This is a genomic window from Nitrosospira sp. NpAV (assembly GCF_000832065.1).
Lineage (GTDB): Bacteria > Pseudomonadota > Gammaproteobacteria > Burkholderiales > Nitrosomonadaceae > Nitrosospira.
Map to the genome: position 1 here is coordinate 354481 of NZ_JXQM01000003.1, position 23627 is coordinate 378107.

Below are 23627 nucleotides of genomic sequence, written 5' to 3' on the forward strand. Positions count from 1 at the left end.
AATGCCGGCGCAACATGCCTTTGACATGATAAATAAGAAACATTTTTGAATAAGATAAAAGCGGTCGCGGCAGGCTGCCAATAAATATATGCTTGCAGGAATGACTTTTAAGCTTGGCTCATCCCTTGCCTGGTTCCATGTTCCGCTTCCCTGATGTTTTCGAGGGCCATTTGAATGACATGGCGCGGTGCGCCGATATTCATGCGCATAAAGCCGCTGCCTGCCTCCCCGAACAGTGTGCCGGGACTCATGCCCACGCCGGCTTCATGCACGAAGAAGTGCCTGAGTTGTGCATCATTTATCCTCAATCGAGCAGTGAGCGCACGGCAATCAAGCCATAGCAGGTAGGTACCCTCCGATTCAATAAGCTGAATGTCCGGGAGATGGGTAGCCAGATACTCCGCTACGTAGTCCCGCGTTTGCCGGAGATAAATCAGCAATTCATCCAGCCATGCCTCGCCATCTCGGTAGGCTGCCTCGAACGCAACAATACTGAATGGATTGGATGCGCTGACATGCATGGCGTCGAATGTCTGGATAAGTGCTTTGCGACACTCCGGATCAGGCACGATCAGCGCAGAAAGATTCAGCCCGGGAATATTGAACGTCTTGCTGGGTGCGACGGCGGTTACAATATTAACGCTGTCCGCCGATGCTTCCGCCAGCACGGAAAGTACATGATGCCTATTTCCAGGGTAGATCAGATCGGCGTGGATCTCATCCGAGAATATCACCAGATCGTGTTTCTTCGCTATTCGCAGAATTTCCTCCAGCTCCTGCTTACTCCACACCCTGCCGACCGGGTTATGCGGTGAACACAGCAATAGCAGGCGGGCTCCCGCCGCACACTGCTCCAGATGAGCTAGATCTATGGTGTAACGGTTGTTTCCCAGACGCAGTGGATTATATGCCAGTTGTCTACCGGTGCCGGTAACGGCTGAGAAAAAAGGAAAATACACGGGGGGCTGTACAATGACCGACTCGCCTGGCTCAGCGAAAGCCATAACAGCGGCATGCAGCGATGGAACCACACCGGGACACATTACGATCCATTCGCGCCTGACCTCCCAGCCATGGCGGCGCTTCAACCAGTCGATCAGCGAGTCATACAGACTGTCCGGGTAGAGGGTATAGCCATATACCGGATGCGCGGCGCGTTTCGCAAGCGCCTGGGTCACCGCCGGAGGTGCGGCAAAATCCATGTCCGCTACCCATAGCGGAATAACTTCTGCTGTGCCGAACGTACTCTGCCGCCCATCATATTTGAGGCTGGCGGTACCGATGCGGTTGATATCGCGGTTGAAATCATGACTGGGAGCATCATTGCCACTCAAGCAATTCTCTCCCACATAGTCATTTCTGAAAGCGTGTGCTGAAATTTCCGCCGGGTTTCACGGATTACAAATGGAACTTCCTGCGGGCCTTTAATCAGCTTGAAATGGCTGCCCAGGATCTCTTTCAGGCCATCCAGGGTACCAAAGCTTTCTCCATCGCGCTTGAATCCACCAATCCATGCTTCCTTTTTCGTATGCTCCTCCAGCCACGTATAAGGCGAGGCGATCATCAACACCCCCCCCAGGTTAAGCCGCGTATGAATGGTCGAGAGGAGTTTGGCCGGATCGTATAGACGATCGATCAGATTAGCCGCGAGGATTAAGTCATAACCGCTGAAAAGGCTTTTGAGATTACAGGCATCGCCCTGGTAAAACCTTACTTTATGCTTGACGGCATCCAGGCCAAGACCCGTCAGGGTACGTTCCTTATAAAAAACCAGATCACCTTCATCCGTCAGCGTATAGCGCAGCACGCCCTGGCCTGCAAGCTGGACACCCTGACCGATAAAGCGGGCAGAGAAATCGATACCGGTGACATCGTCGAAATGCCGCGCCAGTTCGAAAGTGGCGCGTCCCGAAGCACAGCCAAGATCAAGCGCTTTATGCGCCGGTTTATCGCCCATGGCTGCGATAGCGAGTTCAGCCAGAGCCTTCGGGAAGTTGGGAACCTCAAAATATTCATCCCCATAATGAAACTCGGCGTACTCCGAGAGCAGCTTATCCGTTTCGTAATGCGAATCATGCTGAACAGCAGCAGTGTCGGCCACCACATAGCGAAACCCGGTATGCTGAAAAAAATGACGGCGAAAAGCATAACGGGCACTCTTGAGCGACTCGTTGCCACATGAAATCCACGAGCCCCCCTTCATGAGATTATGCCGTCCATCGAATGTTGGTGTAGTGAAATCGTCGTAATGTGGATGGATATCGAAGCCCTCGAACGGATAAATCGGCGTTTCGGTCCATTGCCAGACGTTACCGGCCACATCGTAGAATTCCCCTTGAGGAAACTCATTGACGGGATGGCTGGAAGCGGAGTGGTCAAGATGAATATTGGCGGCCGCTGGTTCGGCGTGTGGAATCTCCGACAACCCGGCTACGTCATAGAGCCGGTACCACTCATCCTCTGTCGGCAATCTGAACGGTTGGCCGGTTGTCGCAGCTTTCCAGTTACAGAAGGCTTTAGCCTCATGATAGTTCACTTCCACCGGCCAATCCCATGGCATCGGTATTTCTTCGGTCATCAGGCGCAGCCGCCACTCGCTACCATGTTTGCTCCAGAAAGTGGGGTAGCCCGCCTGGGTATGACGTTGCCATGCACGGCCCTCCTCTTCCCAACAACTCTCCATGCCATAACCATTAGCCTCGACAAAAGCCAGAAATTCCTGGTTGCTCACCAGGTATTTGCCAGCCTGGAATGCCGCGACTTCCGCACTATGACGGCCATATTCATTGTCCCACCCGTAGACGGGATCGGCCTTGCTTTTTCCCAGGGAAACCACGCCCGCCGGCACGTCGATTAATTGATTTTGTGGCGCCCGGCCGGATTTGCGGCAAGGCTCCCATGCAGGGTGGGGTCTGACGTGTTCAAGCGCATGCTGCCGGATGAGTACCGAAGACGTTTCCAGATGGATACGCTCGTGCTCGATACCCATTAGAATAGTCCACCAGGGATTGTCCCAACCAATCGGCAGCGTCAGCGGCGTTTCGCTGATGAGCCGGTCGACCATGCTGCGAATGGCGTTGCGGTAGGTTCGCACCTCTTCAACGGACGGCCAGTCGTAATGAGTGGTATTCAGGTCGTCCCAGCTCATCTCGTCGACGCCGACCGCGAACATGGATTCCAGCTTGGGATTGATTCGTTCCGTAATCAATCCCGCAAGCAGCAATTTGTTGGCGAAGAAGGTTGCGGTATGACCCAGGTAGAAAATTAGCGGGTGCCGCAACGATATCGGTTTTTTGAAATAGGCTTCATCGCCATGCAGCGTTTCGAAAAGCTGCTCGTAGCGGTCCAGTGTGGCATGAAAATAGGCCCGTATTTCCTCACGCTTTGCAGCAACATCCTCACCGGATAGCGTGGGACTTCTTTGGAAAATCAATTTTGGCATAGAACGCATAGAGGACTAATTTACAAGTTTTTGAAAGGTCGTTAGAGGCACATTATAACTTCTCGCGCATTCAAATCCATACTCAACCCCGGATCCGGGGTTTCCCTGATAACAAAGCAACCAAAGCGCGCGCCCGCCTGGGTGATCAAAAATGGGCTGTCTCAAAATTATCGGCAACCAGACTGATGAGGATTATAGCCATCGGGAACCCGGGTTGACGCGGGTATTAGACCAGATTGTGGTGATTGAGCCGGCGTTACTTGTCAGGTTCGATTGTGATAAAGGGAGCGAGTTCCATAATTTCTTGCTGTCGCTTCCCATCATCATCACCTAAGGCCGTTTTATCCATGTCGAGCGCGCACAACGAGGTTCGAAGAAGAGCAAAACGGAAAACGTACCAGATAGTACAATTAATTCAGATGATCCACTAGGGTTCGGATAAGTTCCGGAGACCCGCCTGATAGGACGACCCGGATTTGATCGATATTAACATCCATTCCCTGTATTTGACTCAATGGGGTGAACGATACGCCATTAGGTAAGCAGTCATATGCAAAGAAAGAAAACTGTAGATAATTTCAGCGGTGCCGGCCGTCCTAATGAAGGCAGCATTACGCCAAAGGCGGAATTTGTCCTGCTATTGCTCACGCTGCTTCTTGCCGGTTGCGCCACGGTAAGAACCCCACCGGTTGCACCGGGCACCGGATCCCTGGCTGCCTGTGAGGCACTTTATCAAGAAGTGGATGACATCATTGATAATAAGGAGATACGTGACCATGACTCATCCCCGGTTCCAGGTTTCCCTTATTTGCGCACGACCCGCCTGCTTGTCTCGTTGCGTGACGAGCTCATCGAATCCGGACACTGGCCGGCATGGATCGGGCATATGGCCGAACTCGACGCCAAGGCACGTACGCTGGAATTCCGCAATCTACCGGATCCATTAGCGGGCTATCGCAAGGATGCCTTGCTCCACGACCTCGACAGTTGCCGCGAACGTCTGGTGACCGCCGATCTCACGCAGCCGCAGCGCCGCGCCCGGTTACGCAATGTTGTTCGCGTTCAGGATGACTACGTAACCTGGTGGCGGGTGCTCGGCCTCTACCCATTTACCGCGCCTTTTGTGTCCATCGGCATCTCAGCCTGGCACAACGAAACGCATGGTACCTTTTCTACAGAGTTGGCGTCCCTGCCGGTGGCCGGCAAATTGGTGCGCTGGCTACCTATATCCACCATATCGTCCCCCGATCCGCTCAACGCTCGGCAAGTGGGCGAAATTCTGCGCCGCTCACTTGATCCGCTCGGTATCCCTCTGCCAACGGGTCCTGATCTTGACCGGCTTTTCGCCACATTTGCTCCGTTATGGGAAGTGGATGTGGTTGATGAGAATGATCATATCGGGTTGTTGCAATGGAAAAACGGACCGGTGGTTGATGTCACCCGTCCAACACTATACCGCAAGGTTTCGTATACCCGTTTTGGCGGCCAGATACTGCTGCAGCTTAATTACATCGTCTGGTTTCCGGCCCGGCCGGGCAATGATATCTATGCGGGAAAACTTGACGGTATCAATTGGCGGGTGACCTTGGGCCCGGATGGAGAGCCATGGCTTTACGATGCCATTCATAATTGCGGCTGCTACCATAAGTTTTTTCCGAGCCATAAGCTACGCCTGCGCAGCGATCTTCCCGATTTTTATTTCGAACCTCCCATGTTGCCGCAAGTAGCCCCGGCAGCACGTGAACGGCAGCCCGTGGTGTTACGCATCGCTCACCATACTCACTTCATCCAGAGACTTTATCTCGATAAATCACCCTCCGCATTATTGCCAGGCGCGCAGCCGCTGGCATGGGAAGAATATGATGTGCTGCGTTCTCTGCCTACCGATGAGGGCTACCGCAGCCTGTTCGGCACTCATGGTTTGATCGCCGGAACAGAACGTAGCGAGCGCTTTCTCCTGTGGCCGATGGGCATCCGGTCGCCAGGTGCGATGCGTCAGTGGGGACACCATTCCACCGCTTTCGTCGGACGCCGGCACTTCGATGATGCCTTCCTCATCGAGTTGCTTTTCGAGAAGGCACCATAAGCATGGGAAAATGCATGAACAAGTGGCTGTGTTGGGCGATGGTTTGTTTCCCGGCGCTTTCATGGGCAGCCGATGACCGTATTGACATCGCCCGCTTTTCACGCGGAGACCTGAATGGCTGGCAACCAAAAGTATTTACTGGCGAAACCCGCTATACCTTGCAGAATAAGGACGGACGAACCGCCTTGCGCGCTGACAGCGAAGCCGCCGCTTCGGGATTGTATCGCGAGGTAAGTATCGATCTCGATAAGACGCCTATCCTCAACTGGATGTGGCAAGCCGGTAACATATTGGCAGGAGCCGATGAGCGCAGCCGCGCTGGCGACGATTACCCGGCGCGCATCTACGTCGTATTTTCGGGTGGCCTGATATTTTGGCGCACGCGCGCCATCAACTACGTATGGTCGAACAGCCAGCCCATCGGCAGCCGCTGGCTTAATGCTTTTACCGGAAATGCGCGTATGATCGCAATAGAATCTGGTCCTGCCCGGCTCAATCAATGGATTAGCGAGAAACGCGACGTCCAGGCCGATTACCAGCGCCTCTTTGGCGAAAAGCCCGGCCGCGTCGATGCCGTGGCGATCATGACCGACACCGACAACACCCGCAACAAGGCAACGGCTTGGTATGGTGATATCTGGTTCAGCGCAAAATGACAGATGCTATTATCGATATCACGGAACCGATTTATCTACTTCTGTTTCGTCCCCGGTTGCATGCGGCTATTGGAAGGTTTGGATAATCTTTCTCCAGCCTTGGATGGGAATTGCAATGTGCTAGGAGGTATATGGAGGAAATAGAGCTTCGTCATCAGCGCATCACCGGAGATGGCATAGACCTGCATGTGGTGACGGCCGGTGTGGGACCGCCGGTCATCCTGCTCCATGGTTTTCCGGAAAATTGGCGCTCCTGGCGTCGGCAGATTCCCATGCTGGCAGCAGCTGGCTTCTCCGTATTGGCGCCGGACATGCGCGGATACAACCTGTCGGACAGACCTCCCGAGCAAAATGCTTACCAATTGGATCATTTAGTAGCGGATGTTGCCGCACTCGTCCGTGCAACCGGATATCCCCGCGCACATATTGTGGGACACGACTGGGGCGGTATCATCGCATGGACGTTCGCGGATAAACACCCTCAACTTGTGGACAGGCTCGTCATCCTCAATGCTCCACACCTCAAGTTGTATTTTCAAGAGGTTCGGCACCCGCGTCAGATGATCAAGAGCTGGTACATGCTCTTTTTCTTGTTACCCCGTCTACCCGAACTTGCACTCTCCTCGAATAATTTCAAGGCAGTACGCGATATGTTCAGGCTGCGTCCGGCCCGAAAGGAGTCTTTCAGCGACAAGGACATTGAGACGTATATCGAAGCGCTTTCACAGCCGGGTGCACTCACCGCGGCACTCAATTACTACCGCGCAAATCTGACGATAGCCAATATGCGCAAGATCGCGCGCTCGGCACCCATCAATGCTGAAACGCTGGTGATCTGGGGAGAGCTTGATCCAGCGCTTGGAATCCAACTGCTCGAAGGACTCGAGCAGGTAGCGTCCCGCTTGCGTGTTCATAGAATTCGGGATTCGAGCCATTGGGTCCAAAACGAGGCCCCTGAGGAAGTCAACAAGGCACTTGCAAGTTTTCTAAGTTGAACCCGGATAATCTTATCAAGGCAGCTTTTCAAGCCCACGCAAGTGGTGGCGGTCAGTTGCGATTTCACCGCTTGTCCGGGCTCCATGGACCAAGCTTGCGGATTTCTTCCAACCGGCAAAGCGATCTCGCAACCTGTTTCGCCTTTATTTCGCACCCTAATGGATTATCAGGGTTGAAATAACCATACTGATACCCTGCTTTATTATCCGATGCCGGAATCATCTTCTGCTATAACTGTCTTATGAAGCATGCATTCGTTAATATTTTTGCTTCCAGGTCATGCTCGTTAGGATACTAAACCCGGGTGCATGTGCGCTCGGCACTTGTCATCATTGAGGAGAAAAGCATGAGACGGTATTCATTATTAATCTGTTTGTTACTGAGCGCTTGCGCCGGGCTACCGTCAGCAGTCAAGGATGTTCCCGTAAGGGACGTCTCATATAGCCAAGCCAACCAAAACCTGAATAGTTATAAAGATACATCTGTCCGGTGGGGCGGAGTCATTATCGACGTGGAAAATGAGCAGAATTTTACCCTCATACAAGTATTGTCCTATCCTCTCAATTATTACGGCCGCCCGCAATTAAACAAACCCAGCGAGGGACGCTTTGTCATTAAAAGTGCCGAGTTTCTTGATCCCGCAGTTTATGCGAAAGACAAGGAAGTAACGGTTGCGGGAACGTTGCAAGGTGATATCGAACGTACCATAGGCAAGAAAACCGTCCGGCTACCGTTACTGGTGTCTAAGGCCATTTATTTGTGGCCTGTCTACCAGAATTATCCATCCTATGGATATGGTTATCCGGGATATGGGTATGGGGGATATGGCTTTAATCCATATTTTGGATACGGATTTTATGGCGGCCCATATTGGGGAGGGTACTATAGGCCGTATTGGTAAGAGATTGAGTTCCACCTCCTGCAGGTCGACTATTTTCCGAGTGGTGCGTTGCGGTTCCTTGGAATGGAGCAACCTCCGGCATTGTTGTGCGTTACCCTATACTGCAAGAACCGCGCATTTCACCCCGCCCCACTACCGGACCCAGGTTGGAAACTAAAGTTGAAGTAAGCGACTGTGTCCGGCCTCCGGCATGGCAATTTTGGGTCATCTGTGCCACTCGCGGCCCCGAAGAACATCACGGTAGACAGTCATGCGCAAACTCGCGCTTTTTATAATTACCTTGGCATTGGGTCTTCCCCTCGCGCTGGTGGCCCTATTGTTTCTGGCCATTGAAGACCACCCCCTCGTCGACCGCCGGGTTATTCTCACCCCAGAACACGTGGAGCGTGCGAAACAAATCATCGATGCGCATCGTTATTGGGTCCGACCCGGAATGCTGGCATCGGCCAGAGTGATCCCCGCGGATGCTGATCTCGCCGCGAACTATCTAGCCAACCGTTTTGGAAAAGGCAGTGCGCAGGTAGCGCTTGCCGACCGCAATGCCGTTATCCGTCTGAGTCTTCCGTTGAACGGATATCCACTTGACGGCTATCTGAATCTTGAAGCAACACTGGTTGAAACAGCGGAGCTCCCACAGCTCCAGTCGGTGAATATTGGGAAACTCTCACTACCCGACGCGCTTACGGACATGCTCATGCCACAGCTTGTGCGCTGGCTGCGGTACAGCCCGGAATATCGGGCCGGATTCGATACGCTCCGGTTGGTTAAAATGTCACCCAACGAATTGAACATCATTTATCGTTGGGAGGGAGATTTCCCTCATGAAGTCCGGGCTGCGGTCGTCGACAACAACGAGCGAGAGCGGCTGCTTCGTTATCAATCGCTGCTGGCCGCAAACAGCAAGCAATACGGCCCGGTAGTATCCTTATCGGAAGTTTTACCGCCGCTGGTGCGTCTTGCCAGCGAACGTTCGGTAAGTGGAGATGCTTTGGCGGAAAACCGCGCGTTAATTTTAGTTACAACGTTTTACGTGCTCGGCATTTCTTTGGAACAGATCCTTCCAGAAGCTGCTGGCTGGCCTCGCCCACTGCGGCACACGGTTACGATCGATAAACGTGACGACTTCGCAAAGCATTTCATGGTATCGGCCACTATCGCCGCCTATGCCGATACTGCATTAGCCGATGTAGTTGGTTTATACAAGGAGGTCGAGGACTCCCGCTCCGGGAGCGGGTTTTCATTCAATGACATTGCTGCTGACCGGGCAGGCACAAAATTTGGTGAAAAAGCCGTGGCGAGCGAATCCTCGGCACAGCAACTTCAACGTCGCGTAGCGTCAGGACTGAAAGACTCTGATTTGATGCCAGTCTGGTCTGATCTGCCTGAATTCATGGCCGAAGCCGAATTCAAGCGACGGTTCGGCGGGATCGATGCGCCGGCCTACCGCGAAATGATGCGAAAGATCGAACAGAGGGTCGCAGCTCTGCTTGTATTGCACTGACACCTGTTGCTCGCAATGAGGATGTCTATCGCAACGGTTTGTTCCCGAATTTCCAGTCGCACTTATAACGGTCTGGAAATTCATGATCGACCCGGCGGTATATTCTTTTCCGGGTCGCGCTATAGTCTATTGAGAAAGGCCGAAATGGTAGGCCAGCTCCATGCATCGATCTCGCGGTCCCCCACGGGATCAGGTAATTTGGAAGGCAGCTTCTCGGCATCACCATGAAGTAATAGCACAGGCATTCTACCTTCGTAAGCACAACGTATTTCCCACAGTTGACCATCGGCCCTGACTACATTTTTCGTGATAAGGGCGATCACGCCATCACAACCGGTAACTTTGTCCCGGCACTCTTCTTTCCAGGCGGGCTCCCACGACTGCTTGACAGGCATGTCCACGAACGAGAAGCCTGTTTCCTCTTTGTTCAGTTGCTCAAGAAGCTGATCGCGCAGTTTGATATCCCTGAGTGCGAAGCTGACAAATACTTTATTTGTTTTTGTAGCCATTCATTCCTCCCTCAAAATCAATTTATTAGCAACATCAAAAAATACATCACTATCAACTATTCATCAATCTGCTGCGTCAAGCACCGGAACCCCGGCGGGCCGTCACCTGAATCTCGATACGCATTCGAGGATCTGATAAACCGGCTGAAATCATCATTGCCGCAGGTCTAACTTTTTCGAGATATTTGCGCATGGTTGGCCAGCACTTGGGGAAGTCCGCCGCATCAGGCAATACATAGGTCACCCGGACAATATCTCGCAAATCGGATCCCGCTTCGTTCAAGGCTGCCTGAATATTTTTAAAACATTGCTCGGCTTGCTCCACCAGATCATCTGAAATTGTCATCTTGGTATAATCGAACCCGGTCGTACCGGAGACGAAAATCCAATCGCCATCCACCACAGCCCTTGAATAGCCAATTTCCTGTTCAAACGTGGAACCTGAACTTATTAACTGGCGCGGCATAAAACTTCCCCTTTGACTAGAATCCCACTCACACCGAATAACTACGCGATAGTCGGCAAAAGATCAATGAGAAAAACACTGGTTTTTATCCGATACAACAGTGCAGGCATATCGCATCTCCTGCACACCTCCTGCCCGGTTGAATACGTATTCCGCCCTCAACCCTTTAAATTGTTCAGGGGTAAAAGATACCGCATCGGGAATAAGGCGTTTCTCATTCCAGAATCTCACTCTGCAGAAATCAGTCGCAGACCGGCATATCTTGCTAAGTGCGGCGCCATACACCGCTTTATCCATATCCCGTTTGCTATCGATCAGGACGAAATGAATATAATTCCCTGAACTTCCAAGTTCAAGCGAACGAACAAGCTGCCAGCCATCGCCATGCAGATCCAGTTGTGATTCCGATGGTTGCTGCGACGGTGGCTGTGGCTTTAGCTGCTGCGAGGCGGCAAAAACCGGCCACGAGAAAACGAACGCGGCTACTGCAACACTTATAATTCTCGTGCTCAACAAATACTCCTTAACTGATCTTTTTCCAGTCACCGAATCGAGAGCGTCGATCGGCAATATCCGCTATGGATATGGCGGGATTGGGTAAAAAGAAAGATGATGTCCCTCACAAAACAAATTCGTAAAATGTCAGCCGAGTGCCAAGAAAATACCCGGAGACGCGCCCACTAAACAATCTGACGGTTTATTTTCCTCCATCTGAATTGCTCATATCATCCCCAAATACAGAGCGCCGGGTAGACGTAACTGTGAGACATAAAGTTTTCATTCTATCAATAAAGAATCGGTACGAGCAAATCGTAAACAGTCTAACTATCCGACCTTGGCAATGTTGAGTAACCAACCTGAGCGTATCGAAGTTTATCTGTTATGGCGCTCGGCAAGCTTCCCATGGCGGGATTCTCAGAAGGCTTGGTATTGAAAAGCTTAGCCGCACCCAAATGAACCGCTGGACCGGAGGATGTAGTATCCAGCATTGAAACCAGATGTTTCATTCCGGCGACGCCTCGGAGGGGTAACCGGCTTGAACGTTGGAACGCTATAAAAGCGGTTTATCGGCAGCTAACGAGATTGAACGCAGAGCAGAAAAAGGATTCAGGGCATGTCTTCTCTGCGGGGGAAATCGATGAATCGACCAGCACGCTCCACAGAATGCTGGTTAACCGTAGACTCGCCGCCAAGCCCACACTTCAGAGTGGGATTTCCTGGAAGGTGCCGCTGGCAAATCGATTCCTCATTGATCAGGCAGCAGCGCCTGTGCCATGGGACGAAATTGCAAATGGTAGAACATATTGAGATAGCGCACGGTTTCTTCACGCTCCAAGTTGCTGACAAACTTCCAGAAGCCGTAAATACGTGACAAAGTCATCATACGCTCTGCATAAAGACGCCATGTATAACGTGATTCGACCCGTTTTAGAGCCATTTCTGAAACCTTATTCCAGTAATCTGGATCGCCCGCAGAGCGTGCAAAGAAATCCGCCATGGCGGTAGCCGCCGCTAAACCATCATTGGGATCAAAATGGTAGCCTGAAACGCCGTGCTGAATGATCTCTCGCGGCCCGCCATAGCAAGTGGCAAATACCGGAAGACCAGAGGCCATCGCCTCGATAATGGTCAAACCAAATGCCTCAAATCGGGCTGGCTGTACAAAAATACCACGCATGTCGGCCACATGACGATACAGTTCGCCAGCGAGATTCTTTTCCAGGCGGGTACCGAGCCAGCGCATCCGTCCTTCCAGCTTATATTCGTTCATGAGGGCATGCATATGTTCGATTTCTGCACGTTCTTCGCTATCAGCGGAAGCGGCCGGATCAATATGTCCACCAATTATCAATAGATTAGCGGCATCGGATAGCCGTGGGCATTGCGCAAACCATGCTGCAAGCGACGTCAGATTCTTGACCAGATCAAGCCGCGCCATCGTGAATATCAAAGGTTTGGCTGGGTCATTGAAATGGCCGCGCCACGGTACGCCGGGATCAAGCTCGTACAAAAGCCGTTCAATGTCAGGCAACAGGGATTGCAGCCGGCGCTCACGGTCAAGATACGAGAAGTACACCTCGGCATCGGCCCCCGGTGAAACAATATTGAACTTCGGATCGAAAAGATCTATTCCGTTTATGACCCGATATAAGTCAGGCATGGTGTAATTCTGGTAGGTCTCATATTGGCCAACCGTGTGCGGGGTGCCGGCGATTTCCTGATAGGTGCTGGTAATGATGAAGTCAGCGCTATTCATCGCGATGAGATCCGCCGTGTACTGGCAATTGAAATGGTACTGGTCTTCATTCTCGCGCCAGTGCAAAGCAGAATGAAGGTATTTGCTCTGTTCCAGCGCATGCGCAATATTGCATTGCGTTACGCCGGTTCGTTTGGAAATCAGCGACGCTACCAGATTGCCATCCGAGTAATTGCCTATCACCAGATCGGGGCGTCCGCTTAACTGTGCCAGCGCTTCCCGTTCAACGTCATGGGCAAAATTCTCGAGGTATGGCCAAATTTCAAAACGCGATATCCAGTGACGGACAATTTCGCCATTTGTTTTTCGAAAAGGTACGCGCACGATCCAGGAATCACGGGTACCGTGAACTTTTTCCAAAGGCTGGTTACACAATGTCTCTCCCGCTTCGGGAATCAGGCGTGTGCATATCAGGATTTTTGGTTGTGCCTCTATTCCTTGCAGGATAAGGCGCTCGCTCATTTCTCGTTCCAGCGCACGTACCTGATCAAGGATATACACCACCTGACCGCCAGTGTCAGGCAATCCCAATACGTTGTCCTGCCCGAAATAGCCATGCGGTGACAGAATCAATAATCTTGAGATCATGGGAATGCGCGCCAGAAAATTCTCAAGTATCTGCGGGGAGGCTGCTTCAAGAATGTCCACCAACAAGCTCATCGTCTCGCTTACCCGCATGACACAATTACCCCATCCGGGAGCAAAACCCAATCCACTCAGTGGTTCCGCAATCGCCTGCCAGGGAGCATCCTCAGTGTAGCTATCGAGCAGGCCAAGCGCGCGACGTAAACCAGTGCGCAATGCGGCCACGTCGGCAAAATTGCCATGGAGCATCAGTTGCTGGCCATCCATGGAGTGCATCGTCAAGAAATGCAGCAATTCGGCTGTTCCTATGCCGGATTGAGTAAACAGGGTGCCAGCCAATTGCCTGTTGAGAAACATTACGCCCTGCCCAATCGACCGGATTTCCTTAAGTCTCGGAAAATTGCGGTTAAAAGGAGTAAAGTCCAACTCCAATACCGGTTCATGTGCGCTGTCCGGACGCACCAGCAACTCCTTGAAAGCGAGATAATCGGAAACACTGATATCCTCCGGTATCAGTTGTTGCTGGTGAATTCGCAGGTAAGACCAGCGCCCCGCATCCTCGCGCAGCGCCAGATAGGCCAAGGGAGGCCGGCAAACCGCTTCCTGCAGCGACTTGACCAGTTCATGCAGAGGGGTATTGACAAGAGGCTGGGGATGAGAATCTCGCACCAGGTCAAAAGCCTCCAGCAAATCAGAGCGCAAAAGAAGCGGACGCTCCAGCTCGAACCATTTACGCAAAAGTGCGTGTAACTCATCGCGATGGTCTGTAGCCCAGGTATCAAGTTTTTGTATCATTCGCAGTCTCCAGATTAGGAATACCAAATGCGTAGTGCGCCATACCCTCAGCGATGCCATCCGCGTATCGGCTGCGGGCGAAATAAATCTGTTCATTCCCTTTCAAACTCGCAAGCTCGGGACTGTGGTTCGCAACGACCACGCCGAGCGTGTCGCCGATCAGCATTTCATGGTCATTGCCGGAATCCCCCGCTACCAGAAAGGCGCGCAATGGCAACCCCCATTTATAGGCAAGATAGCGTATTGCTCTTCCTTTGGAAGCACGCAGCGGCAAGATGTCGAGATATGCCTGCCGGGAGTAAATCAAATTCGCGGATAGATTCCGGGCACGCAGCAATTCGCGAATTTTGGAAATTGCCGGCAGCGTATCGGGATCGACATTGTAGCTAAGCTTGAATTCGCGCTGATTCTCCGATGATTGCAGGGTGAGTCCAGGCACCTCGCGCAATGCTTCTTCCACCGCCCCGCGCCGCCACGAGTATTTGATAAGATTTTGCCATCCGATATCGGGCCGAAGCTCAGGACCATAGTTGATCTCGCTGCCCACCGCTGTAATCAACACATCGGGCAAGGGCACGCCCCAGTCGTTTAATATTCTCAATGTGCTTTCCAGTGTACGCCCGGTGGCAATACCAAAGCCCAGGTTTGGTGGCGTGGCTCGCAACATGGCAAGAAAACGGCGCAAGGCGGCACGGTCCCCAAGCAGGGTATTGTCTATGTCGCTGATTAACATCTGCGAAATAAACGGAAGCGGATGACGTTGCGATCTCCGGTATATCGCCATGTTGCGCCGGATTTGCTTGCGCTCATGGTGCAACAAGCGAGACAAAACATGCAGATATTTCTTGACATGCGCATCCCAGGTATAGTGTTTTTTTACGCCTGTAATACCGTTGCGCGCCCAGCGGCGCCAGCGGCGCGGCTCAGCCAAGACGTATTCAATGGCATTCGATATGGCTTTTACATCCAATGGATTAACCAACACCCCGTTTTCGCAGTGGGCCACTATATCGCGCGGTCCGCCATCTTCGGTCACGACGATTGGAAGACCGCTGGCGGCCGCTTCAATCAAGGTAAGGCCGAATGGCTCGGTGAGTGCCGGATTGACGAACACACCGCGGCGCTGCGCCGCTAGCCGATAGAATCCGGGAATGTCGGTTGCCTTATGCTGCTTGGGCAAGGCCACCTTTCCCCACAGGTCGTATCGATCGATGTCGAGCAATAAATTGGTCATCACCTCAGTCTGAGCAGCCTCCAGCGCGCGGATGTCTTCGCGGTTGCCAGCCACGATCGCCAGATTGGCCTGTTCACGCAATGTGGATGAGCCGCCAAATGCAGCCACCAGAAAACCGAGATTTTTTCTCATTTCAGGACGGCAAATCGTCAATATCAGGGGTTTGCGCGGCTGTACCAGGAACCGGTCCATAAGTCCGGCAACCTCCGGTTCTGGCGGTATCCGGCGACCGGGCGGTGCAAACCGCGATATATCGGTTCCGGGCGGAATCACGACTGCTCGCTCAGCTTGATAATTGGTATACAAGCCATACTGTTCGACACTTTCCTGAGGTGTGCTGGTTATGATCAGACTGGCGTGCTGCAATATAGCTTCCTCGGTGGCGATGCGCCTCTGAAAATTAAACTGACGTTCCAGCGCATGGGGTTTACGGCCCTGCGCGAGCAGACGTTGTTGTTTGCTGCGCCCGAGCGAGTGACCAGTATGAATCTGTGGGATGCCCAACAACTGCGAAAGTTGCATCCCGACATATCCCGCATCCGCATAGTGACTATGGATAACATCGGGTAAGCGCCTCTGTGCGCGCAGAAAAAGCAGTGCCCGGTCCACCAGTTGATCGAGATAGGGCCAAAGGCTTTCCTTGCGCAAATAGCGACGGGGACCGCAACGAAGCCTAATAATCCGTGCGTTCTTGCCAAGCACTTCTTCTGGATGTGCGTAATCCGCTGACACGGTGGAATCTTCCACCAGGCGGGTTAACAAATCCACCTTGCCGACCTGTCGTTGACGCGCGAGCGAGCGCGCCAACTCCACTACATACAACGTTTGACCACCGGTATCCGCATCGGACCCCAGTTCCAGATCATTCCCCCGAATCAGTCCATGCAGGCTTAGCATCAAAACATATAATTCATTCATCTGCATTCAACCTAAATCCGGTAATTGGACGAGGTGAAGTGCGCGGTTCTGGAGTACAGGAGCAAAGCACAATGACAAACCCAAAAGCGGAATGCAAAATATCATAGAGAATCTTTGTAAATCATATTATTAACTCAAAAAACGGTTAGCTGCCGGATTGAGGTTCAAACCATTCATTGAGGAATGGTTGATAAAAATCGTTCTGTTCCGGGATCGGGCCACGTATGCGGCATATAGCTCCGGCAAAATGATTTGCTCTTTGCAAGGTAACCGGCACCGCCCAGTGATGCAGCAGGCCAAGCATGAAGACCGCGGAGAAGGCGTCCCCGGCGCCCACCGTGTCAAGAATATCCGCTACGGGTTCAGTCGCCATCTTTGTCAATTGGGCGGAATCATCCAGCCACCAGGCACCCGACGCCCCGCATGTTACGAGCAAGCCGCGCAACTGATATCGCTGTATCAGTACTTTGGCCTGAGCTTCGGCGGATACCGCCTCCAGGTCGAGCAGTTGGATTACGCGTTCAAGCTCAGTGTCATTGGTTTTAACAAAATCCGCATGCTGCAATGACCAGTCGAGTCGCTCTGTCGATATCCATGGATCACGCAAATTAACATCAAAAAAATGTTGGCCACCCGCCGCGCGCAACATGTGACGCAAGGCTCGATGCGAACCGGCACGCTGGGCCATTGTCCCGAAATAAACCAGTTCGGGGTTTGCCGCCAAGGCGGTCATCCGGGACAAGCGGGGATGAATATGATCATAGGCACGATCGGGAAGAATATCAAACCGATGGCCGTCAGCGGTAAGCGTTACCTCGACTACACCTGTGGGATACTTGGAATCGAGCTGCACCCCATGTATGGGCAGCCCCTCCGCTTCCATGGCCTGCAATAAGCGCGCGCCCGCCTCATCCTGTCCTATCCGCGTGACCAGGACCGACATACAGCCGAAAGCATGCAGATGTCGGGCAACATTGAACGGCGCACCACCCAAGGCTTCCTGGTCGGGAAACCGGTCTATCAAAATTTCGCCAAACAAGAGTACAGCGTGGCGGGCGGCAGTCATCCGTGGAAGCCCCCGAAAAGGAATGGAATTGACAAAGCTGCCACAGGTCCTAAGGTCAGGCAGCCGGTGAGTGATTGATAGTAAATATTCCGAGCAGACTCGTATGTGCGATGACACACATAACCCCCCGGGGAAAGGCATTGAAAAATCTGATACTCGGTTTTCCGCTAATGCGGGAACAGCGTCAGATAAAAATAAAGAGGGAAAAAGCAGTCTTACTGGGCGTTGTCAAATCAATGCTCAGCAGAAGATTTTGTATCTTGACACCGGACTAAAATTTATAGCCCCGGTGGAGCGCAACCGCACTGGCAGCCAGATTGAAATACTCAACACGCTCGAAACCGGCGTATCGCATCAATTGCTTCAATTCTTCCTGAGAGGGGTGTACACGGATAGATTCGGCGAGGTAGCGATAGCTATCCTGGTCTTTGGCAACCAGTTTTCCCATCGCCGGCAGCACCTTGAATGAGTAGATATCGTAAAGCGGTTGCAATGGTTTCCATATCTTGGAAAACTCAAGCACAATGACACATCCGCCAGGGCGTAATACACGCAGCATTTCCTTCAATGCGACGTCTTTATGAGTCATGTTTCTGAGACCGAAAGCAACGCTCACGCAATCGAAATAGTCGTTTGGAAATGGTAATTTCTCCGCATCGCACTGCGTCACCGATACAGCCGCGCCCTCATCCAGCAACCGGTCCCGGCCTATCGTGAGCATGGCATTGTTGATATCGGTAAGCCAGACCTCGCCCCCTCCGCCAACCTGTTCCACAAACAATGCACTCAAGTCAGCGGTGCCGCCCGCAATGTCGAGTACACGGTCACCCTTCTTGACACCGCTTGTTTCCACCGCAAAACGTTTCCACAACCGGTGCATGCCTGCCGACATGAGATCGTTCATCAGATTATAGCGCTCCGCCACGGAATCAAATACGCCCGCCACCTTGCGGGCCTTCTCTGTTTCAGGAACGGCGGTAAAGCCGAAATGGGTAGTTTTTGCCATGATGTCCAGTTTCTATAAGTACGTGATGTTTTATCGCGGAAATGAAGTTATTTCGACCCGGATGGCTGATTTGATGCTCGTGAACCCGCAACCGGCTCGCGGCTCATACCGGCCTCTTCCATCCGATCGAGATACCTCTGCCACATTCTATCCTGATGCAAACCATAATCGTAGAGTAAATCCCACGAATAAAGACCGGTATTGTGACCATCGGAAAAAGTGAGCTGGATTGCGTAATTGCCTACCGGCTCGATATGATTGATATTTACATTCTTCTTGCCTATCTGCAGGACTTCCTGGCCGGGACCATGTCCGCGCACTTCCGCGGAAGGCGAATAAACCCGGAGAAATTCACAGGGAATCTGGAAAGTTTTACCGCTTTCAAAAGAAATTTCCAGTAACCTGGACTTTCGATGCAATTTTATTTCAGTGGGATTAGGGGTATCTTTGCTTAGTCCCGCCATCGTGGTATTCCTCCAGTCGAACCTTGCATGATAAACCAGCACCGGCAAAACTTAAACCTCGATGCGAGAAAGAAACTGTTTGAACCCGATTCATCAGGACACGAGGTGAGGGCAAGGCGAGTTGAGAGAAGTAGAAATCCATAGCGGCCTATGAGGCGCTGCGAAATGGCGAAAATGGAATCAAACATTGCCGAAGTCGGGCGTCTTTGCCATACGCATGGCAAAGACGCTGGGTTGCAACCCACGCCTATCTGTCAGGCCGTATGCTCGAGGACTAACAGCCGCAATGCCCACAGCCTTAATCTCAATGGCATCGCATACGGACATGCCATCGCTTCTTACGGCTGCCTGGCGGCAGCACGATGGGAAAACTGGATCGATCGCCGCTTTATACTGCAGTTTCAAGAGCTGCCCATCCAACCTTGATCTGCTGATCAGGGGAACGCCGGTATTATCGGTTCTGTTCCCTCGATCTCCACCGTGGGCAAATGTGCTTTTATACGGGCCTCAATCTCTTCGACTCTGCTCTTTGGCACGTCAGCCAGCACCAATAGTTGACCTGCCTCAATCGCTGCTTCGAACTGCTTGATCCTCGAACTGGCGGTGCTTACACCTATCAAGCCGCCTGCCCATGCGCCCACTCCTGCTCCCGCGAGGGCGCTCGCCAGCAGAACGCCCCCTGCGATTACTGTAGAGGCGGGAGGAAGCGCTAGCGCGACCAAGCCGGCGAGTGCGCCAGCCGACCCGCCGAGCGCGAGTCCGCGCTCCACGGCGGGAATGAAATCGGTTCTCTGAAGGAGATTTGCTTCCGGCAGATCCTCAAGCTCTGTGCCGCGCTTTGCGACCACATGAATATGCCGCTCGTCGATTCGTGCCAGCAGCAACTCGTCGACGATACGTTTGGTAATGGCGATATCGGGAACAAGAAAATAGATTCGTCGCATCATGATCTCCTAAAAGTTGTCAGATAATCATTCGCTCAGGGAGGGCGGAAATTCAAACCAACCTCGATTTCATCATAGGACGGCTTACCTGAAAAAGCAATGTTCATGCGAACCGCAACGTGCTATAAAATAGTGGCATGAACCATCCATACCAATGCGATTGTTGAATGTTCGATCTTCATTTCATGCAGCGATGTCATAATAATTGTCGGAAAAGAGACGGGGAAACGATTAGATGGTGGAAATGATCAAAACACGTGCAGCAGTCGCCTGGGGTCCGGGACAACCGTTAAGTATAGAAGAAGTAGATCTGATGCCGCCACAAAAAGGCGAAGTCCTGGTACGTATCGTGGCCAGCGGCGTATGTCATACGGACGCATTCACCCTGTCGGGGAACGATCCGGAGGGCAAGTTCCCCACTATCCTCGGCCATGAGGGTGGAGGCATCGTTGAGGCTTTGGGTGAAAGCGTAACCAGCGTTGCAGTAGGTGACCATGTTATTCCACTCTATACCCCCGAATGCGGCGAATGCAAATTCTGCAGATCGGGCAAAACTAATCTGTGTCAGGCGATACGTACTACCCAGGGCCAAGGACTCATGCCCGACGGTACCACACGTTTTTTTAAGAACGGAAAACCCATTTATCACTACATGGGCACGTCAACCTTCTCCGAATACACGGTGATACCTGAAATCTCGCTGGCAAAAATCAACAAGAAAGCACCCCTGGAAAAGGTCTGCCTGCTCGGATGCGGTGTAACGACAGGCCTCGGTGCCGTTGCCAAGACTGCGAAGGTGAAGGAAGGGGATACCATAGCGGTTTTTGGGCTCGGCGGTATTGGTCTGGCCGTAGTAATAGGAGCGGCAATGGCTAAAGCCGGGCGCATTATCGCGATCGACGTCAATCCCGGAAAATTTGAGATAGCGCGTCAACTGGGCGCCACCGATGTGGTGAATCCCAAGGATTACGGCAAACCAATTCAAGAGGTAATTATCGAAATGACTGGCGGCGGCGTGGATTTCTCCTTCGAATGTATCGGTAACGTCAAAGTCATGCGCTCCGCACTGGAATGCTGCCATAAGGGTTGGGGCGAATCGGTGATAATCGGCGTTGCCGGTGCGGGCGAGGAAATCTGTACCCGTCCATTTCAGCTGGTAACGGGACGCGTGTGGCGTGGCTCGGCATTTGGCGGCGTGAAGGGCCGGACTGAACTCCCAGGCTATGTGCAGCGCTATCTTGATGGAGAATTTGAGCTCGACACTTTCATTACTCACACCATGGGGCTCGACGATATCAATAAAGCGTTTGATCTGATGCACGAGGGAAAATCCATTCGGACAGTTATTCATTTCAACAACTAGGCCATCAGCCCAGCGCTTGGCTCACCCTGCGGCCACGTCGCGCCCAGTTACAAAATGGGAGACTTGTCCGGAGTTTCCGCTGAACTATTGAGGATTCAGAATATGCCGGAATTGAGGCTTCTCTCATCCCACCGTTTATTCGATGGATCGCAGCGGCGTTACAGGCACCGTTCAGAATCGCTGAACTGTGAAATGAATTTTTCCATTTTTCTCCCGCCCGAAATAAGCAGTATTGAAAAGGTACCAGCGATTTATTGGCTATCGGGATTGACGTGTACCGATGAAAATTTCACCATCAAAGCCGGTGCTCAACGCATTGCGGCAGAACTTGGCGTGGCGCTGATTATTCCGGACACGAGTCCGCGAGGAGACTTCGTTGCAAGCGCGCCAGATGCTGCCTACGATCTGGGATTAGGGGCCGGTTTCTATGTGAACGCCACCCAGGCTCCCTGGAGTCGCCATTACCGGATGTATGATTATGTCGTCGATGAACTCCCGCTCCTGATTGAACAACATTTTCCCGTAAATGACCGGCGATCGATTTGCGGCCATTCCATGGGCGGTCATGGCGCGCTGGTCATTGCCCTACGTAACCCCCGGCGCTATCAATCCATATCCGCCTTCTCGCCTATCGCTCATCCGACCACCAGTCCTTGGGGCAAAAAAGCCTTCGGCCACTACCTGGGCCATGACATAAAGAACTGGCGGGATTATGACGCATCATTGCTGATTGAAGCTTCTCGCGCCTCGGAACACCTCCCAATGATGGTCGACCAGGGAGACGCGGATGAATTCCTGACCGAGCAGCTGAAAACAGAGCGTCTTATCGCTGCCTGCAAATCAGTCAACTATCCTGCGCAAATCACCATGCGTGCAGGTTACGATCACAGTTATTTTTTTATCAGCACATTCATTGAAAATCACCTACGTTTTCATGCAGCAGCCCTTATGCCGGATGTTTTATAAATTGGCGTGATGATTGGACAGATTTTTATTTTGCAAGGGAATTTTGTGAAAGGAAGCCTGGTTATTCATACGCCAGACTGAATAAAGTTCCCACATGAAATAAAAGACGAACAACGACACATGATGAAATATTCGGGTTTGGTCCCAATGCTCCTTATAAAAATTCAGTGAGCTGCTGATTGAAGAATTTCATCGATATCCAGACGCCTACCCGACAGTTACACTTGCCCTCTCAATCTTTCAGGTACCTGCCGCTCTCTTTTACAACTCAAGCTTGGCGGCAAATGAGTTCCCCGCTTCCTGTATAATTGATCCTTTTGAAAACGGCTCTCTCCTATGGAAGCGGAACAACTGAATGCCATGTTCTATCAACTCGCCGATCTCGACAACCGGACGGCAGAATTGCGGAGGTATCTTTGACTTCGATACCAAGCAAACACGCCTGAATGAACTCACCCGGCTGACGGAAGATCCTTCCATCTGGGATGACAATAAACGCGCCCAGGAATTAGGCCGCGAAAAAAAAATGCTGGAAGATATTGTCATCACCCTGGAGACAGCCGGGCGGCAGCTGCATGATGCCCGGGACTTGTTCCAGATGGCGAGAGAGGAGGATGACGATGCCACGCTGCAGAGCATCGGCACCGATGTCGTGCAGTTGGAAAAGGTGGTGGCGGAAATGGAATTCCGCCGCATGTTTTCCAATCCGATGGACCCCAATAACTGCTTCGTGGATATCCAGGCCGGATCTGGCGGCACTGAAGCACAGGATTGGGCGGCAATGTTGGAACGCATGTATCTGCGCTATTGCGAACGCCGCGGGTATAGCGTGGAAGTGATGGAAGAATCGCCTGGCGAGGTTGCAGGCATCAAGAGCGCAAGTATCAAAATATCAGGTGATTATGCCTATGGCTATCTCCGCACCGAGACCGGCGTACACCGCTTGGTGCGGAAGTCCCCGTTCGATTCCGGCAACCGGCGCCATACGTCTTTTGCCAGTGTATTTGTCTATCCCGAAGTGGATGAAACCATCGAGATTGAAATCAACCCGGCGGACTTGCGCGTCGATACCTTTCGCGCATCCGGCGCGGGAGGCCAGCACATCAACAAAACGGACTCGGCTATTCGCATCACCCACAATCCCACAGGTATCGTCGTGCAATGCCAGAGCGGCCGTTCCCAGCACCGCAATCGCGCGGATGCGATGGCAATGTTGAAGTCCCGCCTGTACGAAGCGGAATTGCGCAAACGCAATGACGAGAAACAGGCAATAGAAGACAGCAAAACCGATATCGGCTGGGGACACCAGATCCGGTCCTACGTACTGGATCAATCACGTATCAAGGATTTGCGTACCGGCGTTGAAAGCGGCAATACACAGGTAATACTCGACGGCGGCCTGGATGATTTCATCGAGGCCAGTTTGAAACAGGGAATTTAAGAATATGGGCAAAAATAAGAATGAACCCGAC

21 protein-coding genes are annotated in these 23627 nt (G+C 52.3%); 10 read left to right on the plus strand and 11 right to left on the minus strand.

Going from position 1 to position 23627, the window contains the following annotated elements; genetic code table 11:
• Window positions 1-107: 107 nt before the first annotated feature.
• The gene (locus tag SQ11_RS04015; RefSeq protein WP_041512820.1) at window positions 108-1334 is read right to left on the minus strand and encodes a MalY/PatB family protein; all 1227 of its coding nucleotides are present in this window, start codon (window positions 1332-1334) and stop codon (window positions 108-110) included.
• Window positions 1331-3451: a 5-histidylcysteine sulfoxide synthase gene (ovoA, locus tag SQ11_RS04020; protein ID WP_052493965.1), complete on the minus strand. Its 2121-nt coding sequence runs from the start codon at window positions 3449-3451 to the stop codon at window positions 1331-1333. Before ovoA ends, SQ11_RS04015 begins: the two co-directional genes overlap by 4 nt.
• 142 nt (window positions 3452-3593) lie before the next feature.
• Between ovoA and SQ11_RS04025 the strand changes: the two genes are divergently transcribed.
• The 6 genes from SQ11_RS04025 to SQ11_RS04050 all read left to right on the plus strand — a co-directional run bounded on the left by SQ11_RS04025 (window position 3594) and on the right by SQ11_RS04050 (window position 9582).
• Window positions 3594-3776, plus strand: a complete 183-nt coding sequence (locus SQ11_RS04025; protein ID WP_041512822.1) for a hypothetical protein — start codon at window positions 3594-3596, stop codon at window positions 3774-3776.
• Window positions 3777-3992: 216 nt separating this feature from the next.
• Window positions 3993-5528, plus strand: a complete 1536-nt coding sequence (locus SQ11_RS16310; protein ID WP_052493966.1) for a hypothetical protein — start codon at window positions 3993-3995, stop codon at window positions 5526-5528.
• A 14-nt stretch (window positions 5529-5542) separates the two neighbouring features.
• Entirely contained in the window at window positions 5543-6184 is a 642-nt protein-coding gene (locus tag SQ11_RS04035) for a DUF3047 domain-containing protein (RefSeq protein ID WP_041512823.1), read from the plus strand.
• 131 nt (window positions 6185-6315) lie between these two features.
• Window positions 6316-7179, plus strand: coding sequence for an alpha/beta fold hydrolase (locus SQ11_RS04040; protein WP_041512824.1), 864 nt, complete (start codon window positions 6316-6318; stop codon window positions 7177-7179).
• A 347-nt stretch (window positions 7180-7526) separates the two neighbouring features.
• Window positions 7527-8081 carry a Slp family lipoprotein gene (locus tag SQ11_RS04045; protein WP_041512825.1) on the plus strand — a complete coding sequence of 185 codons (555 nt, stop codon included), beginning with the start codon at window positions 7527-7529 and terminating at the stop codon, window positions 8079-8081.
• 250 nt (window positions 8082-8331) lie between these two features.
• Window positions 8332-9582 carry a hypothetical protein gene (locus SQ11_RS04050; protein WP_041512826.1) on the plus strand — a complete coding sequence of 417 codons (1251 nt, stop codon included), beginning with the start codon at window positions 8332-8334 and terminating at the stop codon, window positions 9580-9582.
• A gap of 119 nt (window positions 9583-9701) precedes the next feature.
• Here SQ11_RS04050 and SQ11_RS04055 read toward each other — a convergent pair whose 3' ends face one another.
• The 8 genes from SQ11_RS04055 to SQ11_RS04090 form a co-directional block, all read right to left on the minus strand.
• Window positions 9702-10091: a TIR domain-containing protein gene (locus SQ11_RS04055; RefSeq protein WP_041512827.1), complete on the minus strand. Its 390-nt coding sequence runs from the start codon at window positions 10089-10091 to the stop codon at window positions 9702-9704.
• 76 nt (window positions 10092-10167) lie between these two features.
• Window positions 10168-10557: a RidA family protein gene (locus tag SQ11_RS04060; RefSeq protein ID WP_041512828.1), complete on the minus strand. Its 390-nt coding sequence runs from the start codon at window positions 10555-10557 to the stop codon at window positions 10168-10170.
• A gap of 63 nt (window positions 10558-10620) precedes the next feature.
• Complete coding sequence (locus SQ11_RS04065; RefSeq protein WP_041512829.1) at window positions 10621-11070, minus strand: hypothetical protein; 450 nt, start codon at window positions 11068-11070, stop codon at window positions 10621-10623.
• A 733-nt stretch (window positions 11071-11803) separates the two neighbouring features.
• On the minus strand, window positions 11804-14194 hold the full coding sequence (locus SQ11_RS04070; RefSeq protein ID WP_198140787.1) for a sucrose synthase: 2391 nt from the start codon (window positions 14192-14194) through the stop codon (window positions 11804-11806).
• Window positions 14178-16346 (minus strand): HAD-IIB family hydrolase, encoded by a 2169-nt coding sequence (locus SQ11_RS04075; RefSeq protein WP_052493980.1) that lies wholly within the window; start codon window positions 16344-16346, stop codon window positions 14178-14180. Before SQ11_RS04075 ends, SQ11_RS04070 begins: the two co-directional genes overlap by 17 nt.
• Window positions 16347-16491: 145 nt before the next feature.
• Window positions 16492-17412 (minus strand): carbohydrate kinase, encoded by a 921-nt coding sequence (locus SQ11_RS04080; protein WP_041512831.1) that lies wholly within the window; start codon window positions 17410-17412, stop codon window positions 16492-16494.
• Between the two features lie 271 nt (window positions 17413-17683).
• Window positions 17684-18418, minus strand: coding sequence for a bifunctional demethylmenaquinone methyltransferase/2-methoxy-6-polyprenyl-1,4-benzoquinol methylase UbiE (ubiE, locus tag SQ11_RS04085; RefSeq protein WP_041512832.1), 735 nt, complete (start codon window positions 18416-18418; stop codon window positions 17684-17686).
• A gap of 47 nt (window positions 18419-18465) precedes the next feature.
• Complete coding sequence (locus SQ11_RS04090) at window positions 18466-18882, minus strand: gamma-butyrobetaine hydroxylase-like domain-containing protein (RefSeq protein ID WP_041512833.1); 417 nt, start codon at window positions 18880-18882, stop codon at window positions 18466-18468.
• 165 nt (window positions 18883-19047) lie between these two features.
• On the opposite strand from SQ11_RS04090, the gene SQ11_RS04095 reads away from it, so the two are divergent.
• The gene (locus tag SQ11_RS04095; protein WP_041512834.1) at window positions 19048-19308 is read left to right on the plus strand and encodes a hypothetical protein; all 261 of its coding nucleotides are present in this window, start codon (window positions 19048-19050) and stop codon (window positions 19306-19308) included.
• Window positions 19309-19316: 8 nt separating this feature from the next.
• On the opposite strand, the gene SQ11_RS04100 is transcribed toward SQ11_RS04095, so the two are convergent.
• On the minus strand, window positions 19317-19826 hold the full coding sequence (locus SQ11_RS04100) for a hypothetical protein (protein ID WP_041512835.1): 510 nt from the start codon (window positions 19824-19826) through the stop codon (window positions 19317-19319).
• 244 nt (window positions 19827-20070) lie between these two features.
• On the opposite strand from SQ11_RS04100, the gene SQ11_RS04105 reads away from it, so the two are divergent.
• From SQ11_RS04105 to prfB, 3 genes are all read left to right on the plus strand, one after another.
• Window positions 20071-21189 carry an S-(hydroxymethyl)glutathione dehydrogenase/class III alcohol dehydrogenase gene (locus SQ11_RS04105; RefSeq protein WP_368730363.1) on the plus strand — a complete coding sequence of 373 codons (1119 nt, stop codon included), beginning with the start codon at window positions 20071-20073 and terminating at the stop codon, window positions 21187-21189.
• A 102-nt stretch (window positions 21190-21291) separates the two neighbouring features.
• Complete coding sequence (fghA, locus tag SQ11_RS04110; protein ID WP_198140788.1) at window positions 21292-22155, plus strand: S-formylglutathione hydrolase; 864 nt, start codon at window positions 21292-21294, stop codon at window positions 22153-22155.
• Between the two features lie 336 nt (window positions 22156-22491).
• Window positions 22492-23596, plus strand: a protein-coding gene (gene prfB / locus SQ11_RS04115) for a peptide chain release factor 2 (RefSeq protein WP_156972402.1) whose coding sequence is annotated in 2 segments (ribosomal slippage) — window positions 22492-22572 and window positions 22574-23596 — 1104 coding nt in all. Because the reading frame shifts where the segments join, the coding sequence is not laid out codon by codon here.
• Window positions 23597-23627 lie beyond the last annotated feature (31 nt).